Below are 17,183 nucleotides of genomic sequence, written 5' to 3'. Positions count from 1 at the left end.
TTAATTATTTAAAGTGCTCGCGGGTACGCCTTTAGTCGGGTCGCCGCAGTGCAATGGTCAAACATCCCGTACCCGACCGCACCACCGCACAGCCCACTCGCATACGTCACGCAATACCGTCAGCCGCTCGACCCCCCATCCAGTATCGCCACCCGTCGCCTCATCCAAGGCGCTCCTGGCCGGAGGGTTGCCGCCGTACGCGAAGTCAATCCCGGCAAGCCAACCTGCTAGACTGAAGCGGCCTTGCAATTTCCTTTGCGTAGGCTGTGCCGACGGCCGATCGGCCACTTAATATTTCCCGACCCCGCGCCCGGCGCCCGGTCCCAACCATCCGTATCACGAGGAGTCCCCATGACCCACGAACTGCCACCCCTGCCCTACGCCATCGACGCCCTGGCGCCACATATCTCCGCCGAAACCCTGGAATTTCACCACGGCAAGCACCACAAGACTTATGTCGACAACCTGAACAAGCTGATTCCAGGCACCGAATTCGAGAACCTGTCCCTGGAGGACATCGTGCGCAAGTCCAGCGGCGGCGTGTTCAACAACTCGGCGCAGATCTGGAATCACACCTTCTACTGGAATTGCGTGGCGCCGAAGGCCGGCGGCAAACCCGGCGGGGCCCTGGCCGCCGCGATCGACAAGACCTTCGGATCGTTCGATGCGTTCAAGGAAAAATTCAGCCAGACCTCCATCACAACCTTCGGTTCCGGCTGGGGCTGGCTGGTCAAGAACGCATCCGGCGACCTGGAGCTGGTCAGCACCAGCAACGCGGGTTGCCCGCTGACCACCGGCCACACGCCGCTGCTGACCTGTGACGTCTGGGAACACGCCTACTACATCGATTACCGCAATGCGCGGCCGAAGTATGTGGAGTCGTTCTGGAATCTGGTCAACTGGGACTTCGTGGCTCGCAATTTCGGCTGAAATCGCGTTGTTTGGCGGGGGGCACCATGACGCCCCCTGCGCTTTCTGCCTGAAGCAACGGACCTGCCGGAGTCTGGACCATGCCGACACTGACTCCCCGCCAGTGGTGCGGGCTGGCCGCCGCGGCGTGCGCGGGTTTGCTCGGCTTCGGCTATTACCTCGAATTCGCCCACGGGCTGGAACCGTGCCCGCTGTGCATTCTGCAGCGGCTTGCCTTCATGGCAGTCGGAACAAGCTTCCTGGCTGGGGCTCTGATTGGCCGGCGCAAAGTCGGCACCCGCGTACTGGCCTTGCTGGCCCTGTTGTTCGCCGGCCTGGGCGGCGGCGTTGCCGGCCGCCAGGTGTGGCTGCAGTCGCTGCCGGCCGATGCCGTGCCCGCATGCGGGCCGGGCCTCGATTACATGATCGGCAATTTTCCGCTGCTCAAAACGCTGTCCATGGTGCTGCGCGGCTCCGGGGAGTGTGCCGAGAACACCTGGCAGTTCCTGGGACTCGGCATCGCGGCCTGGGCGCTGCTGTGGTTTGCCATGCTAGGGCTTCTGGCGCTACGTTTGCTGCTGCGACCGAGTGACGGGACTTAGCCCGTTGGCCTGCCAGCCGGCCACAGCTTTCCACCCCTGAGGTCATTCAGCACACTATCCTGACCGCCAGCGGTCAAACCCTCGCAGTCGGCCCAAGGACGGATATCTACGTTGAACAAACGCACGCGCTGGGGACTCCTGGCTGTTCTGGCCGTGGTCGCCATCGTCACGGTGGTGGGCTATCGCTACCGCGCTTCCGGTATCGCCGATCATGCCGCCACCCCGGTTGCGCGGGTCGAGCGCAGCGACCTGGAGGAGATCATCACCGCCCAGGGCAAACTGGAACCGAAGGAATTCGTCGATGTGGGCGCCCAGGTATCCGGGCAACTCAGCCGGCTGCATGTGGAGATAGGCGACGCCGTCAGCCGTGGCCAGCTCATCGCCGAAATCGACCCGCGCATCTACGCCGCCCGGGTGGAGGCCGATCGGGCACGACTGGCGTCCCTGGCGGCCCAGCTTGCCGAACAGGAAGCGCAGAGCATCTATGCTGGCCAGGTCCTGGCCCGCAACCGGAAGCTGATCGAGGCACGCGCCGTAAGCCAGGAAGCCGTGGAGGAAAGCGAGTCCGCGCTGCGCGTCGCGCAAGCTCGCGCAGCCTCCCTGCGGGCGCAAATTGACGAAGCCCGCTCGACCCTCGCGGGCGACGAAGCCAACCTCAGCTACACCCGCATCTATGCACCGTTGAGCGGCACCGTGGTGACCAAAACCGCGCGCGAGGGGCAGACCCTGAACGCGAACCAGATCGCGCCGGTGATCCTGCAGATCGCGGATCTGGGCACCATGACCGTGCGCGCCCAGGTGGCCGAGGCCGACGTGCCGCGAATACGGCCTGGCATGCGCGTCTCCTTCAGTACGCTGGGCGCGATTGAACGCCGTTGGGAGGCCGTCGTCAGACAGATACTGCCATCGCCGGAACTGATCAACGATGTGGTGCTCTACAACGTTCTGGCCGACGTGGAGAACCGGGATGGCCAACTCATGAACGGCATGAGCACGCAGATGTTTTTCCACGTATCTCGCGCCGAGAAAGCACTGGTGATCCCCACCACCGCACTGGGGCGACGCCGGCCCGGACAGGACACCGCGCAGGGCCAGGCCTATGAGGTGCGCCGCCGCAAAACCGACCAGGTTGCGATCATCGTCGTGCACGTGGGCCTGGTGACGCGGGCCCAGGCAGAAATCCGGGCCGGCCTGGCACTCGGCGACGAGGTGCTGTTACCGCCTCCCAAGGCCAAGCCCACCCGGCCGCGCTGGGGCATCTGATAATGGCTGACACGCCGCTGCTGGAGCTGCGCGGCATCACCCGGCGCTTTACCGCGGGCGACACCGAAGTACGCGCGCTCGACGATGTGTCACTGACCATCTGGCCGGGCGAATTCGTTGCCATCATGGGTCCATCCGGCTCCGGCAAAAGCACGCTCATGAACGTGATCGGCTGCCTGGATCGGCCGAGCGAGGGCGACTACCGCATCCTCGGCCGACCGGTGGGTGACCTGTCGGCCGATGCGCTCGCCGGCCTGCGCCGCCAGACCTTCGGTTTCGTGTTCCAGCGCTACAACCTGCTGCCAGGATCAAGCGCCACCGAGAACGTCGCCATGCCGGCCATGTACGCGGGACTGCCGCGACCGGCCCGGCTGGCGAACGCGGCCCGGCTGCTGGAGCAGTTGGGCATGACCGACCGCGCCGGCCACCTGCCGAGCCAGCTGTCCGGCGGACAGCAGCAGCGCGTCGCCATTGCCCGCGCACTGATCAACGATCCGCCAGTGGTGCTGGCTGACGAACCCACCGGGGCGCTGGACAGCCGCAGCAGCGAGGCATTGATGGGGCTACTGGGCCAACTGCATGCGCAGGGCCGCACCATCGTGCTGATCACTCACGACCCGCAGGTGGCCGCGCACGCCCAGCGTATTGTTCACATCGCCGACGGCCGCATCGATGCCGCCCCGACCCCGAACCGCTCCAGCACTGCCGAACCGCCCGCACGACACCCGATCGATGGCAACACCGTGATGCCGGAACTGGCGGAAGGCGCCAAGGTGGCCCTGCGGGCGCTGCGCACCAATGCCCTGCGCACGGTGCTCACGTTGCTGGGCATCATCATCGGTGTGCTATCGGTGGTGGTCATGCTGGCCGTGGGCGAAGGCAGCAAACGGCGCGTCCTTGACCAGATCACCACCATGGGCACCAACCTGCTGGTGGTCCGGCCGGGCGCGCCGGGCATCCGCGGCGGTGGCGATGTGGTCACCCTGACGCCACAGGACGCGGCGGAGATTGCCGCGCTCCCCGGCGTGGCCCTGGTGGTGCCCGAGCGCAGCGCGCGGTTGACGGTACGGGTCGGAGCCATGGACTACGCCACCACCGTGCAGGGCGTGGGCGCGGACCTGCCGGCGCTGCGCGACTGGCCGGTGGTTAACGGCAGTTTCTTTACCGACAGCGACGCCCGTAGCTATGCCCCGGTAGCGCTGCTGGGCCAGACGGTGGCACGGCTGCTGTTTCCCGGCGGCGAGGATCCGATCGGCCATTTCGTGCTGGTCCGAAACGTCCCGTTCGAGGTCATCGGCGTCATGGGCGAGAAAGGCAACTCGACCTGGGGCGGCGATCAGGACGACGTGGTGTTCATACCACTGAGCACCGGGCAGGTGCGGTTGTTCGGCGGCACCTACGTCAACGCCATCACCGTCAAGGTGGCCGATATCGACCAGGTCGACCCGGCGCAGGAATCCATTCGCCAACTGCTGCTGGCGCGGCACCGCACCGAAGACTTCGGCATCCGCAACATGGCCTCGCTGCTGGACATGGTCGGCACCGCGCAGACCACGCTGACCATACTGCTGGGCTCGGTGGCCGCGATCTCCTTGCTGGTGGGCGGCATCGGCGTGATGAACATCATGCTGGTCAGCGTGACCGAGCGCACGCGCGAAATCGGTATCCGCATCGCCACCGGTGCCCGCATGCGCGACATCCTGCTGCAATTCAACGTCGAGGCCGCGGTCGTGTGCACGGTGGGCGGGATCATTGGCCTGTTGCTCGGGTACCTGATCGGCTTTGGCCTGTCACTGGCGGGCATCGACGTGGTGTTTACCCTGGCGCCAGGGGTCATGGCGTTTCTGAGCGCGGTCGGGACGGGGCTTTTGTTTGGCTACCTGCCGGCGCGCAAAGCCGCCCGGCTGGACCCGGTAATCGCGCTGGCAGCGGAATAGCGCCATGCGCGGAACCATCGTGTCTGTCCTGGTGCTGGCCATTACCGGCTGCAACCTGACACCGGCCTACCAGCGCCCGCAAGTGCCGGAACCGGCATCCTGGCCACAGGCCGGGCTCCACGCCCAAACGCTACCTGACCGCTGGTGGCAAAGCTTCGCCAGCCCGCCGCTCGACGGGTTGGTGGAAAACGCCCTCGCCGCCAACCAGGATCTGGCGGCCGCGATACAGCGCATTGCCCAGGCGCGCGCCGCCGCGGTGGTCGCCGGTGCCGCCACCTGGCCGCAGGTAGACGCCGCGCTGACCACTACCGACACGACCCGCAGCGGCAATTCTGCCTCGGCCGCCGCGGGTGGCATCCGCCATACCGGCCAGATCTCGGTCGCCTATGAACTGGACTTGTTCGGACGGGTGGCCGCGACCCGCCAGGCCGCGCGCGAGCGACTGGCGGAGAGCCGCTTCGACCACGAGGCACTGCGCCTGCTCACCGTCGCCGAGGTAACCCAGGCGGCTCTGAATCTGTCCGCGACCGGCAAGCGACTGGCACTGGCGCGGGCGAACCTGGCCAATGCCCAGGGCGTACTGGCGGTGCTGGACGCGCGCCTGGATGCCGGCCGCGTATCTACCCTGGAACGCGACCAACAGCGCACCGTGGTCGCCACCACCGAAGCCAGCGTGGCCACCCTGGCGCAGAGCGAAGCCGGCTTCCGTAATCAGCTCGCCCTGCTAAGCGGCGCCGCCAGCCCGGAATTTACTGCCCCCGCAGTAGCCTGGGAAGCGCTGGTACTGCCGGCAGTGACGCCAACCGTACCGGCGACCCTGCTGACCCGCCGGCCCGATCTGCGCCGGGCGGAGGCGCAGCTTCAGGCCGCGGGCGCGGACCTCGGGGCGGCCCGATCGGCGCTGTACCCAAGCCTGCAAATAAGCTGGGACCGGTCCTGGACTCGCAGCCCGGCGGCCACCCTGACCACCCTGACCGGCAGCGCACTGGCGCCGCTGTTTCGTGGTGGCGCCCTGCGCGGCGAAGTCGCGCGTAACGAGGCGCGTCAAGCCGAGCTGGTCGCCCAGTATCGCCAGGCCGTGCTCACCAGTTACCGGGAAGTGAGCGATGCGCTCGACGCCCAGCGCCAGAGCGAGGCGCGCAGCCAGGCACTGGACCGGGCGGCCGCCGCCGCCCGTGACGCGTACGCGGGTGCTCGCGCCCGCTTCGAAGCCGGAGCTGCGGACTACCAGGTGCTGCTGGACGCCCTGCGCAGCCAGATCCAGGCCGACGATGCCGCCGTCGGCGCCCGGCTGGAACGCTTCACCGCGGCGGTATCCCTTTACCGGGCGCTGGGCGGGAATACCGCGCTCTAGGGAAGCGCTGAATAAATCCGTCCTGGATTGTCAGCGCCCGTCATCGGAAAAGCGTGGTTTTCCAATGACTCACAAAATCAGTGACTTACAGCCACAGATTTTGGCAGCGCGCCCCTGCGCTGCGGGAGCCGCTGAATAAATTAGCGGTTCCCTAGCAGCCTGTCGGACTTGGGCGATCGTATTCGATCAGCCCCAAGTCCGACCGACTGCCAGCCAATGTCCGGGACAGCCGGCGTGCCGGTGCGTCCCTGCACCGCGTCCGCTACCGGCGACGCTCAGGCCTGGTGGGTGGTGAGCATGTCCCGTGCCGCGGCAAGCTGCCGCCCGCCCTGCCCGCCTGACGGGCGCGCCAGCAATGCCAGGTGCCGGCGCCCTGGAACGGTCGCTGGCGCCAGGGCTGCCAGCGTGGCGCGGGTGGCGTCGGGCTAGTTGCAGATGAGCACGTAATCGCAACCTGCCACCAGCGCCCGCCGGGCGCGGGTCGGCACATCACCGACTGCCGCGGCGCCGGCCATGCCCAGGTCATCGCTGAACACAGCGCCGTCAAAACCGAGCTGCCCGCGCAGCACCTCCCCCACCCAGCGACGCGAGAAACCGGCCGGCTCCCCATCCAGCGCCGGGAACACCACGTGCGCCATCATCACCGCGGCAAGACCCGCGTCGATCAGCTGCCGATACGGCAACAGGTCGTTTTGCAGTTCGGCCAGTTCACGGTTATCCACCACATGCGCAATATGAGTGTCGGCCGCCACCGCGCCGTGGCCAGGAAAATGCTTGCCACAGGCAGCCATGCCCGCATCGACCATGCCGGAGGCAAAGGCGGCGGCCAGCGCTGCGGCGACCCGCGCCTGGGCATGGAAAGCCCGCGAACCGATGATGTCGCTGACGCCGTAGTCGAGGTCCAGCACCGGCGCAAAGCTGTGGTCGATACCCACGGCCAGCACTTCGGCCGCCATCACCAGTCCACCGGCACGCGCCAGCGCCAGCCCCCGGCCAGGGTCCAGGTCATGGGTCCGACCGTAGACGCTCGCCGCCGGCAGTGGCGTGAAACCGGCCCGCAGGCGCTGCACCCGCCCGCCGTCCGGGTCCACTGCAATCAACAGCCGTGGCTCGCGCAGGGCATGGACGTGCGCGCACAAGGCGCGCGTTTGGTCCGCGTCGACAAAATTGCGCTCGAACAGAATCACGCCGCCGATCAAGGGCCGTAGCAGTAACTGTTCTTCCTCCGCCGTGAGCTGCGGGCCGCTGATACCGACCACCAGCGGCCCGGGCGGCAATCGTCGGGGCATGTTGTGTCCTCAATAGTTGGCTGTGGTGGGGATGGATCAGTTAAGTTCTAGCCAGCATTCTGGCGATCGGCGACACCGATACGCTCGCCCCACTCGGCCGCCCGCGCCACGATGGCATCCGCGTCGAGCGTTATCGGGCGGCGCTCATGCAGCAGTCGGCGGCCCGCCACCCACACATCGCTCACCGCGTCACGCCCGGCGGCGTAAATGATCTGCGAAATCGGATCATGTACCGGCTGGCAGTGCGCGGCGGACAGGTCGAGCGCCACCATGTCGGCCGCCTTGCCCGCCAGCAGCGAGCCAATTTCGTGGTCCAGGCCCAGCGCCCGGGCACCGCCCAGGGTACCCATGTGCAACAGCGTTGCCGCCGGCACGGCGGCGGCGTCCTGGCTGGTGAGCTTGGCCAGCAGGCCGGCGGTCTTCAGCTCGCCCAGCAGGTCCAGATCATTGTTGCTGGCGGCGCCGTCGGTACCGATGGCCACGTTGACCCCGGCGGCCAGCAGAGCGCTCACCGGGCACACACCGGACGCCAGTTTCATGTTGGACTCGGCACAGTGCACCACGCTGGCACCGTGCCGGGCCAGGGCCTCAATCTCACCCGGCAACAGCTGGGTCGCGTGCACGGCAATCAGGCGCGGCGACAGCAGGCCCAGTTGCGCCACCCGCTCCAGTGGACGCATGCCGTGCTGGGCTTCGCCTTCCGCGACTTCGTGCGCGGTTTCATGCAGGTGCATGTGCAACGGCAGGTCAAGTTCCTCGGCCAGCGTCGCCAGCCTGGCCAGCGCGGCATCGCCCACGGTATAGGGCGCGTGCGGCGCAAAGGCGGTGCGGATCAGTGGGTGCTCGCGCCAGGCATCGTGCACGGCCAGCCCCTTGCGCAGGTAGTCGTCGGCGTCGGTACCGTAAGCACTGGCAAAGTCGAACACGATCAGGCCAATCACCGCACGCAGGCCCGCGGCAGCCGCTACCTGGGCGGTTTCCTCGCCAAAGAAATACATGTCGGAAAAACACGTCACACCGGCCTGGATCATCTCCGCCACCGCCAGCGCGCTGCCATCGCGCACGAACTGCGGCCCGACAAAGCGCTGCTCGGCCGGCCAAATGTGCTGCTGCAACCAGGGCATCAGCGGTAGATCGTCGGCCAGGCCCCGCAGCAGCGTCATGGCAGCGTGGGTGTGTGCATTCACCAGACCGGGTATCAGCGCATGCCGCGGCAGGTCCACCTGCACCCAGTCGGCATACCGCTGGCGGGCCTCTTCGGTCGGCAGGATGGCAGCGATACGACCACCGCTGACCGCCACACTGTGGTGCTGCCACACCACCGATGCAGGCTCTACCGGGATCACCCAACGAGCGTGGACCACGAAATCTGCGCCGTCGGTCATCGGCATTATCCTGCTGTATGGGTGCGGGTTTGCAGCCAAAAATGGCGATGCTATAGTGCCGACCAGTCTCATAAATGCAAATGCCATGTCTTTCCACCGCCAGCCAGCTTGTGTCCGCTCAGCCCGCGCCCCGCGCGGCATGCGGCTGTGCGCGTCCAACATCCGTCCTGGGTGGCTAGCCGCCTGTCTGCTTCCGCTGCGACTGCTGCCGTAAGGCAGCACACGTAAGCACGCCCTGGCGAGGGCACCCACAACGCGACCTGACCAGAATCCCCCCCAGCACCGGCGCCAAGGCATCGGCGTGGGCTGACTGAGTATTTCGGAGACCGGCTGTGAGCAAAGACAAACTCATCATTTTCGATACCACCATGCGCGACGGCGAGCAAAGCCCCGGCGCCGCCATGAGCCGCGACGACAAGCTGCGTATCGCAAGGGCGCTTGAGCGCCTGAAAGTGGACGTGATCGAGGCCGGCTTCCCGGCTTCAAGCCCGGGCGACTTTGCCGCCGTCAAGGCGGTGGCGGAACTTATCAAGGACTCGCGTGTATGCGCCCTGGCGCGTACCGGCGACGCCGACATCGATCGCGCCGGTGAGGCGCTCAAGCCGGCGGTGGCGCCGCGCATTCATACCTTCATCGCCACCTCGGCGCTGCACATGGAAAAGAAGCTGCGCATGTCACCCGACCAGGTGGTCGAGGCCGCGGTGCGGGCAGTCAAGCGGGCGCGAAACTACACCGACGATGTCGAGTTCTCGGCCGAGGATGCCGGGCGCTCGGACATGGACTTCCTGTGTCGCATCTTCGAGGCGGCGATTGACGCCGGTGCCAACACCATCAACGTACCGGACACGGTGGGCTACAACCTGCCGCAGCAGTTTGGCGAGAAGTTCCGCTTCCTGATCGAGAACATCCCCAACTCCGACAAGGCGGTGTTCTCCGCCCACTGCCATAACGACCTCGGCCTGGCGGTGGCCAACTCGCTGGCCGCGGTCATGGCCGGCGCGCGGCAGGTGGAGTGCGCCATAAACGGCCTGGGCGAGCGCGCCGGCAATGCCGCGCTGGAGGAAGTCGTCATGGCCGTGCGCACGCGCCAGGACTTGTTCCCCTGCGAGGTCGGCATCGACACCCGTCACCTGCTGGCCTGCTCCAAGCTGGTGGCGGCCATCACCGGCTTTCATGTGCAGCCGAACAAGGCCATCGTCGGCCTGAACGCCTTTGCGCACGAGTCGGGCATCCACCAGGACGGCGTGCTCAAGAGCCGCGAAACTTACGAGATCATGCTCGCCCAGGACGTCGGCTGGCAGAACAACCGGCTCACCCTGGGCAAGCTGTCCGGGCGCAATGCCTTCAAGGTGCGCATGGCCTCCCTCGGCTTCGAGTTCGCCAGCCAGGAGGCGACGGCGGAAGCCTTCCGACGCTTCAAGGAACTGGCCGACAAGAAGCGCGATATCTTTGACGAAGATCTGATGGCGCTGGTCACCGACATGGACCTGAGCCAGGCCAACGAGCGCATCAAGCTGGTAGGCATGAAGGTCTACGCGGAGATTGGCGAGACGCCGCAGGCCAGCGTCACCCTGGTGATGGACGGCAAGGAACACTCCGCCACCGAGGAGGGTGACGGCTCGGTGGATGCGACGTTCAAGGCCATCGAGGCCATCGTCCACTCCGGCGCCGAACTGCAGCTGTACTCGGTGCAAAGCATTACCTCCGGCACCGACGCCCAGGGCGAAGTCAGCGTGCGCCTGGCGCGCGACGGCATGGCAGTCAACGGCTCGGGCTCCCACACGGACATCGTAATCGCGTCGGCCAAGGCCTACGTCAACTGCCTGAACCTGGTGCTGGCGGCGCGCGCACACGCCGCGGCCGGGGTCTGATCGGCGGCAGTCAACCGCGGGTTGGACGTGCAAGTGCCCGACCCGCGCTTTACCTGCCGCCCTATCAATGCGAGATTTCCCGCGCCTGAATCACTCACGACCGTTCATGCATGGAGGAGAGCGATGACAACCAATCCCAACCCGCAGGTGCAACCATGAGTAAGCAACTGGACGGACGGGTGATCTGGGTCACCGGCGCCGGGCGCGGCCTGGGCCGGGCCTATGCCGAGGGACTGGCGCGGGAAGGCGCGGCGGTCGCCGTGAGCGACATTGCGGGTGTCGAAGACGCCGTCGCGGCCATACGCGGCGCCGGTGGCAAGGCGGCCGGTTTCATCTGCGACGTGACTGACGAGACGGCGGTCGCGCGCTGCGCGGCCGACATCAAGTCGCAGCTGGGCCCCATCGACGGGCTCATCAACAACGCCGGCATTTACCCGTTCGGTCCGGTCGAGCAGACCGATGCGGCCTTCCTGGAACGCATCTTCAGGATCAACGTATTCGGCGCATTTCACTGCATCCGCGCCGTGGTGCCGGACATGAAGGCCCGCCGCCGCGGCAAGATCATCAACATCAGCTCGGCCACCTTTCACACCCCGCCGCCCATGCTCAGCGCTTACGTCGCCACCAAGGCGGCGGCCATCGGCATGACCCGCTCGCTGGCTCGCGAGCTTGGCGAGTTCGACATCCAGGTCAACGTGATCGCGCCGGGACTGACGGAAACCCCAGGCGTGGCCGAAGCACCGATCGCCGGCGACATGTGGACCGGCATCCTGGCCGCGCAGTGCCTGAAGCGGCGCGAGCAACCGGACGACCTGGTCGGCACCGTGGTGTTTCTGTGCTCGTCCGCGAGTGATTTCATCACCGCCCAGACCATCAACTGCGACGGCGGCATGGGCGTGCATTGAGTTATCAAGGCAGCCCCTCAATTCCCTGGTGTCGTCATTCCCGCGAACGCGGGAATCCAGGCGTTTTGCTAGGCTCCCGCTGTTGCGGGAGCGACGAAATTCCTGGGCCGAATTGATAACTCGCACCTCACCCGGAAGGCATGACCGCCATGTCCACGCCCGATCCCGCCACACAGCTCGAAATGTACCGGCGCATGCTGCGCATCCGACGCTTCGACGAGACCGTCAAGACACTGTTTGATCGCGGCCGCATTCCCGGTTCGGTGCACCTGTCGATCGGCCAGGAGGCCGAAGTGGTCGGCGCCTGCATGGCCCTGGCCGGCGACGATTACATGGTCGGCAACCACCGCTCACACGGCCACCCCATCGGCAAGGGGGCGGCCATGGGCCCGTTGCTGGCGGAGATTCTGGGCAAGGCCACCGGCGTCAACGGTGGCAAGGGTGGGTCGATGCACCTGGCCGATTTTTCGGTCGGCAGTCTGGGCGAGAGCAGCATCGTCGGCAGCGGCTTGCCGGTCGCGGTCGGCGCCGCGCTGGGTGCCAGGATGCAGGGCAACGGCCGCGTATGTTTGTGTTTTTTCGGCGACGGCGCGTCGAACGAGGGCTATTTCCACGAAGCCCTCAACATGGCCAGCGCCTGGCAGGTGCCGGTGGTGTTCCTGTGCGAGAACAACAGCTACGGCGTGACCACGGCCTTCAGCCGTGTCAGCCGGGTACCGGACGTAGCCACCCGGGCGGTGGCCTACGGCATCCCCGGCGAAATTGTCGACGGTCAGGACGCGCGGGTGGTGTACGCGGCCGTGCAAAACGCGGCGCAGCGGGCGCGGGACGGCGCCGGCCCGACCCTGATCGAAGCCAAGACCTACCGCTACCCGCACCACTCCGAAGGCCCGCTCTACAACAACATCACCTACCGCGACCCGGCCGAGCTGGCCGCCTGGCAGGCGCGCGATCCGCTGCCGCTGTTCGCCGGACATTTGGCGGAGGCCGGCATCGCCGACGCGGCCCTGTTGGCTGACATCGAACAGGCCATCAGCGCTGAGGTGGCCAGCGCGCTCGAATTTGCCGAACAAAGCCCCTGGCCGGACCCGGCCGAGGCCCACCGTGGCCTGTACCGCACGCCAATCGCGGGTTTCGACCATGCGTGAGCTAACGTTTCTGGAGGCCATCCGCGAGGCGCAGGAACAGGAAATGGCGCGCGATGAGCGCGTGTTCATCCTGGGCGAGGACGTGTCCTTCAACGTTTACGGCAGCACCGGGGGTCTGGCCGAGCGCTTTGGCCTGGACCGGGTGCGCGACACACCGATCAGCGAGTCGGGCTTCACTGGCGTGGCCATCGGCGCCGCGCTGGTCGGCATGCGGCCGATCGTCGATTTCACCATCGCCTCGTTCATGTACCTGGCCATGGACCAGCTGGTCAGCATCGCCGCCAAGACCGCCTATATGTACGGCGGGCAAGCGCACGTGCCGGCGGTGTTTCGCGCCGCGCTGTTCTACAACGGCGGCCTGGCGGCCCAGCACTCGGACCGCAACTACGCCATGTTCATGCAGGTGCCGGGCCTGAAGATCGCCGTGCCGAGCACGCCACACGACGCCAAGGGTCTGCTCAAGAGCGCCATCCGCGACGACGACCCGGTGCTCATGTTCGAGGACGGCGCCCTGTGGGGCAGCCGCGGCGAAGTGCCCGAGGACGATTACCTGATCCCGTTCGGTCAGGCGGCCGTTCGCCGCGAGGGCAGCGACCTGACCATCGTCGCCATCGGCTCGCGGGTACGCGAAGCGCTGGCTGCCGCCGACACGCTGGCGAAACAGGGCATCTCGGTCGAGGTCATCGACCCGCGTACATTGGTGCCACTGGGTCGGGCCACGATTCTGGCCTCGGTCGCCAAGACCGGCCGCGCGCTGGTGGTGGACGTGGGCCACCGCAGCTGCGGGGTGGCGGGAGAAATCCTCGCCACCATCGCCGAGGACGGCTTCTGGTCGCTGCGCGCGCCCCTGAAGCGCCTGACCGCACCGGACATGCAGATACCGTTCTCGCCGGCACTCGAAAAAGGCTTCTACCCGGACACGGCGCAGATTGTCGACGCGGCCCTGGCGCTGGTTCAGGACTAAAGCGCTTGGCACACGAGGTACTACTGCCCCAGTGGTCCATGGGCATGCAGGATGGCCAGGTCACGCGCTGGCTGAAAGCGCCAGGCGACCCGGTCAGCGACGGCGAGACCATCGCCGAGGTGGAATCGTCCAAGGTCGCCAGCGAACTGCTGGCCGACCGCGCCGGCATTTTTTTGCGGGCCCTGGTCCCGGAAGGCGACACCGTGCCAATACGCACGCCGCTGTGCCTGATCGGCGAGCCGGGCGAGCGCGTCGACGCCGCGCCGCAGACCACCGCCACGCCAGTGCCATCCACGGCGCCCCGCCCTGCCCGGGCCGCCGCCAGCACCGCGCAGGTCACGCCACGGGCGCGCAAGCTGGCCGCCGATCACGGGATCGACCTGACACAGGTACGGGGCAGCGGTCCCGGTGGGCGCATTGTCGAGACCGATATCGCCAGCGCTATCCATGACCCGGGCGACGACAGCTACTCACTGTCGAAGCGCCGCGGCCGCCTGGCCGAACGCCTGCTGTCCAGCCTGCGCGACAGTGCCCAGCTGACCCTCAGTCGCGACCTTGACCTGACGGAACTGGCGGCATGGCGCGCCATCCAGCCCGAGCGCGTCGGCTGGGGCGATCTGGTCGGCTTCGCAGTCAGTCGGGTGCTGCCCCGACACCGCCAACTCAACGGCACCGTCGAGGGCGACCGCGTACGCCTGTCAGGCGCCGTGCACCTGGGATTCGCGGTCGCGCTTAACGACGGCCTGGTCACGCCGGTAATACACGACGCCGGGCAAAACAGCCTCTGGCAACTGGCGGCGCTGGCAACTACCCTGGCCGCCCAGGCACGCGCCGGCACGCTGCGTCCACAGGACGTGGACGGCGGCACCTTCACGCTGAGCAACCTCGGCGGCTACGGCATCGATGTATTCACCCCCATCGTCAACCCGCCGCAGATCGCCATTCTTGGCCTCGGGCGGGTACGCGAACAGGCCGTGCGCAGCGGCAGCGGGCTGGCATGGCGGCAGCTGATGACGGTCAGCCTGAGCTTTGATCATCGGGTCACCGATGGCGTACCGGCGGCGCTGTTTCTACGCGCGCTTGGCGAGTTCATGGCGCGGCCCGACAATTTTGGCGACGCTGATTAAGGGCGAACCGTCCGTATATCCAGGGATGAAGCAAGCCGAAACTTCCAGCTAGCCGTCCGCATGACGTTTCCGGTCTCAGAAAAACAATGACAGCAATCACCAAGAACATCCGCTGGATCATTCTGGCCCTGATCGCGGGCGCGGCCCTGGGCCTGAGCTTTCCGGAAACCGCCCTGCTGTTTACGCCCCTGGCCAAGTTTGTGCTGCAACTGATCAAGGCGGCGGCCACGCCGTTGGTGTTCTTTGCGGTGCTGGAAGCGATCCTGCGCTACCGGGTGGCCGGCAGCGATTTTTTTAAGCTGCTGGTCATCACGCTGATCAATGCCTCGATTGCGATTTCCATCGGGCTGTTCATCGCCAACGTCACCGAGCCGGGTCAATACCTGCGGTTCCTGGCCACCGACGTGGCGGCGGCAACCCAGAACATCGATCTATTCGACATGCTCGCCAAGCAGTTGCCGGAAAGCGTCGTGCAGCCCCTGGCGGACAACAGCATCATGCCGCTGGTGGTGATGGCCGTGGCCTTCGGTTTTGCCTGGCGGCGGGTGCGCGCCAGACAGAACCCCGACACCCTGCAACTGATGGAACGGGGCGAGATGTGGATATCCATCGCCCGGGATATCTGCGAAACGCTGTTGATCTGGATCGTAAGACTTATCCCGTTCGCGGTCTTTGCCGCCAGCGCCAAGGTCACGGCCGAGCACGGTTTGCATCCGTTCAAAGGCCTGGGTCAGTACGTTGCCCTGTGCCTGCTGGGCATGGCCATCCACATGCTGTTCACCTACAGCAGCTGGCTGGTGTTGTTTGTGCGGGTCAGCCTGCGCAAGTTCTGGCAGTACGCCCTGGAGCCGGTGTTCTACGCCTTCAGCGTCAACAGCAGCCTGGTGGCACTGCCCCTCACCCTGCGCGCTCTGGACAACCTGGGCGTATCCAGGCGGGCTTCGACGCTGGCCGCCTGCGTCGGCACCAATCTGAACAACGACGGCATCATCCTGTACGAGGGATTTACGCTGCTGGCCCTGGTGCAGGCCAGCGGCATCGAGATGAGCCTGGCCAGTCAGGCGTTTGCCGCGGTGTATTGCATCGTGGCCGCGATGGGCGTGGCCGGGGTGCCGGAAGCGGGCGTCGTGGCCCTGACCCTGGTGCTCGGCGGTCTTGGCATACCCACGGAAGCGCTCGCCCTGCTGCTGTCGGTGGACTGGATCATTGCCCGGGCGCGCTCGTTCATGAACACCCACTCGGACCTGGTCGGCTCCATGATCCTGAATCGCTGGATCGATCTGGGCCAGGGCAAACCGGCGTAGTTGTATTCCAGGCACCGCGCTCGGCTGACTGGCGCCACCGCTCGGCTCCGCGCTTAATAATCCCCACCAGCCATTGAGGAGTTACCCCATGCTCGACAAAAAAATTGCCATCGTCACCGGCGCCGGTAGCGGCATTGGCCGCGCCATTGCCGCCCGCCTGCACGCCGAGGGCGCCCACGTGGTACTCGCCGGCCGACGCCGCGACAAGCTGCAAGAAACCGCCCACCTGCTGGGCGACCGCACCCTGGTGGTAGCCACCGACGTTACCCGGCCCGCCGAGGTGCAGGCGCTGGCCGATGCCGCCAGCGACTTCGGCGGCGGCAAGATCGACATCCTGGTCAACAACGCCGGAGCCATGCGTTTCGCACCGATCGAGAACGCCGACGAAGCGCACTGGCAGGACATGATGGACGTCAACTGCTGGGGTCCACGGCGCCTGATGGCCGCGGTGCTACCGGCCATGCGCGCGGCCGGCGGTGGCAGCATCGTCAACATCGCCTCCATCGCCGGCGAGAACGCCTTCCCCGGCGCCGGTGCCTATGGCGCCGCCAAACGCGCCCTGCGCCACATCTCGCAAGTACTGGCGATGGAAGAAGCCGGCCACGGCATCCGCGTGAACGTGATCTGCCCCGGCGTGGTGGAAGAAACCGAGCTATTGCAGGGCGCCGTGCCGCCGGACAAACAGGCGCAATTCCTGAACACCTTTGCCCAGGTGCACCCCCTGGGGCGCAACGGCAAGCCAGACGACGTCGCCGACGCGGTGCTGTTTTTCGCATCCGCCCAAAGCCGCTGGATTACCGGCGTCGTGCTGCCGCTCGACGGCGGGCGGCATCTGGCCAGCAACCGGCCCAAGCTGGACTGAGTGTTGGCGGCTGGCGGACCTTTTCTTGCCGCGATGACGGCCGGTGGGTCAGTGCGCTCCAACTAGAACACGCGTCAAGAAAAGGCCACGTCCACGTAGATCACGGCCCGCTTCAGGAGGTCGACCAGCACCTCACCATCATCCATGGGCTGAAGGCGCTAGTCACCTACATGCTGGCACCTCATCGCCACTCAGCACATTCAGATTCGGCCCCAGCTCTCGACACGCAAGGCATGTTTACAAGCAACCGAAAAAAAACTGTC

General features: G+C 66.5%; 14 protein-coding genes. 12 read left to right on the top strand and 2 right to left on the bottom strand.

The features are described from left to right. Positions 1–351 precede the first annotated feature (351 nt). The 5 genes from ABZF37_RS05930 to ABZF37_RS05910 all read left to right on the top strand — a co-directional run bounded on the left by ABZF37_RS05930 (position 352) and on the right by ABZF37_RS05910 (position 6,065). Positions 352–930 (top strand): superoxide dismutase, encoded by a 579-nt coding sequence (locus ABZF37_RS05930; RefSeq protein ID WP_372717796.1) that lies wholly within the window; start codon positions 352–354, stop codon positions 928–930. An 80-nt stretch (positions 931–1,010) separates the two neighbouring features. Continuing rightward, positions 1,011–1,511 (top strand): disulfide bond formation protein B, encoded by a 501-nt coding sequence (locus tag ABZF37_RS05925; protein WP_372717794.1) that lies wholly within the window; start codon positions 1,011–1,013, stop codon positions 1,509–1,511. Between the two features lie 111 nt (positions 1,512–1,622). After that, the gene (locus tag ABZF37_RS05920; RefSeq protein ID WP_372717792.1) at positions 1,623–2,774 is read left to right on the top strand and encodes an efflux RND transporter periplasmic adaptor subunit; all 1,152 of its coding nucleotides are present in this window, start codon (positions 1,623–1,625) and stop codon (positions 2,772–2,774) included. 2 nt (positions 2,775–2,776) lie between these two features. Beyond that, positions 2,777–4,711 carry a MacB family efflux pump subunit gene (locus ABZF37_RS05915; RefSeq protein ID WP_372717790.1) on the top strand — a complete coding sequence of 645 codons (1,935 nt, stop codon included), beginning with the start codon at positions 2,777–2,779 and terminating at the stop codon, positions 4,709–4,711. A 4-nt stretch (positions 4,712–4,715) separates the two neighbouring features. After that, complete coding sequence (locus tag ABZF37_RS05910; protein ID WP_372717788.1) at positions 4,716–6,065, top strand: efflux transporter outer membrane subunit; 1,350 nt, start codon at positions 4,716–4,718, stop codon at positions 6,063–6,065. A gap of 425 nt (positions 6,066–6,490) precedes the next feature. Here ABZF37_RS05910 and nagZ read toward each other — a convergent pair whose 3' ends face one another. After that, positions 6,491–7,354, bottom strand: coding sequence for a beta-N-acetylhexosaminidase (gene nagZ, locus ABZF37_RS05905; protein ID WP_372717786.1), 864 nt, complete (start codon positions 7,352–7,354; stop codon positions 6,491–6,493). Positions 7,355–7,401: 47 nt separating this feature from the next. After that, positions 7,402–8,739: a TRZ/ATZ family hydrolase gene (locus ABZF37_RS05900; RefSeq protein ID WP_372717784.1), complete on the bottom strand. Its 1,338-nt coding sequence runs from the start codon at positions 8,737–8,739 to the stop codon at positions 7,402–7,404. A 332-nt stretch (positions 8,740–9,071) separates the two neighbouring features. Here ABZF37_RS05900 and ABZF37_RS05895 point away from each other — a divergent pair, with 332 nt between their 5' ends. The 7 genes from ABZF37_RS05895 (at position 9,072) to ABZF37_RS05865 (ending at position 16,920) form a co-directional block, all read left to right on the top strand. Beyond that, complete coding sequence (locus ABZF37_RS05895; RefSeq protein WP_372717782.1) at positions 9,072–10,610, top strand: 2-isopropylmalate synthase; 1,539 nt, start codon at positions 9,072–9,074, stop codon at positions 10,608–10,610. 155 nt (positions 10,611–10,765) lie between these two features. After that, entirely contained in the window at positions 10,766–11,515 is a 750-nt protein-coding gene (locus ABZF37_RS05890; RefSeq protein WP_372717780.1) for an SDR family NAD(P)-dependent oxidoreductase, read from the top strand. A 149-nt stretch (positions 11,516–11,664) separates the two neighbouring features. Further along, positions 11,665–12,663 (top strand): thiamine pyrophosphate-dependent dehydrogenase E1 component subunit alpha, encoded by a 999-nt coding sequence (locus ABZF37_RS05885; RefSeq protein WP_372717778.1) that lies wholly within the window; start codon positions 11,665–11,667, stop codon positions 12,661–12,663. Then, the gene (locus tag ABZF37_RS05880; RefSeq protein WP_372717776.1) at positions 12,656–13,627 is read left to right on the top strand and encodes an alpha-ketoacid dehydrogenase subunit beta; all 972 of its coding nucleotides are present in this window, start codon (positions 12,656–12,658) and stop codon (positions 13,625–13,627) included. The genes ABZF37_RS05885 and ABZF37_RS05880 overlap by 8 nt, the downstream gene beginning before the upstream one ends. Before the next feature lie 5 nt (positions 13,628–13,632). Then, complete coding sequence (locus ABZF37_RS05875; RefSeq protein ID WP_372717773.1) at positions 13,633–14,754, top strand: dihydrolipoamide acetyltransferase family protein; 1,122 nt, start codon at positions 13,633–13,635, stop codon at positions 14,752–14,754. Positions 14,755–14,840: 86 nt separating this feature from the next. Then, positions 14,841–16,058: a dicarboxylate/amino acid:cation symporter gene (locus ABZF37_RS05870; protein WP_372717771.1), complete on the top strand. Its 1,218-nt coding sequence runs from the start codon at positions 14,841–14,843 to the stop codon at positions 16,056–16,058. A gap of 88 nt (positions 16,059–16,146) precedes the next feature. Then, the gene (locus ABZF37_RS05865) at positions 16,147–16,920 is read left to right on the top strand and encodes an SDR family NAD(P)-dependent oxidoreductase (RefSeq protein ID WP_372717769.1); all 774 of its coding nucleotides are present in this window, start codon (positions 16,147–16,149) and stop codon (positions 16,918–16,920) included. The last annotated feature ends 263 nt before the right edge of the window (positions 16,921–17,183 follow it).

The organism is Immundisolibacter sp., assembly GCF_041601295.1.
Classification (GTDB): domain Bacteria; phylum Pseudomonadota; class Gammaproteobacteria; order Immundisolibacterales; family Immundisolibacteraceae; genus Immundisolibacter.
This window is presented reverse-complemented; position numbering and strand designations above follow the sequence as displayed.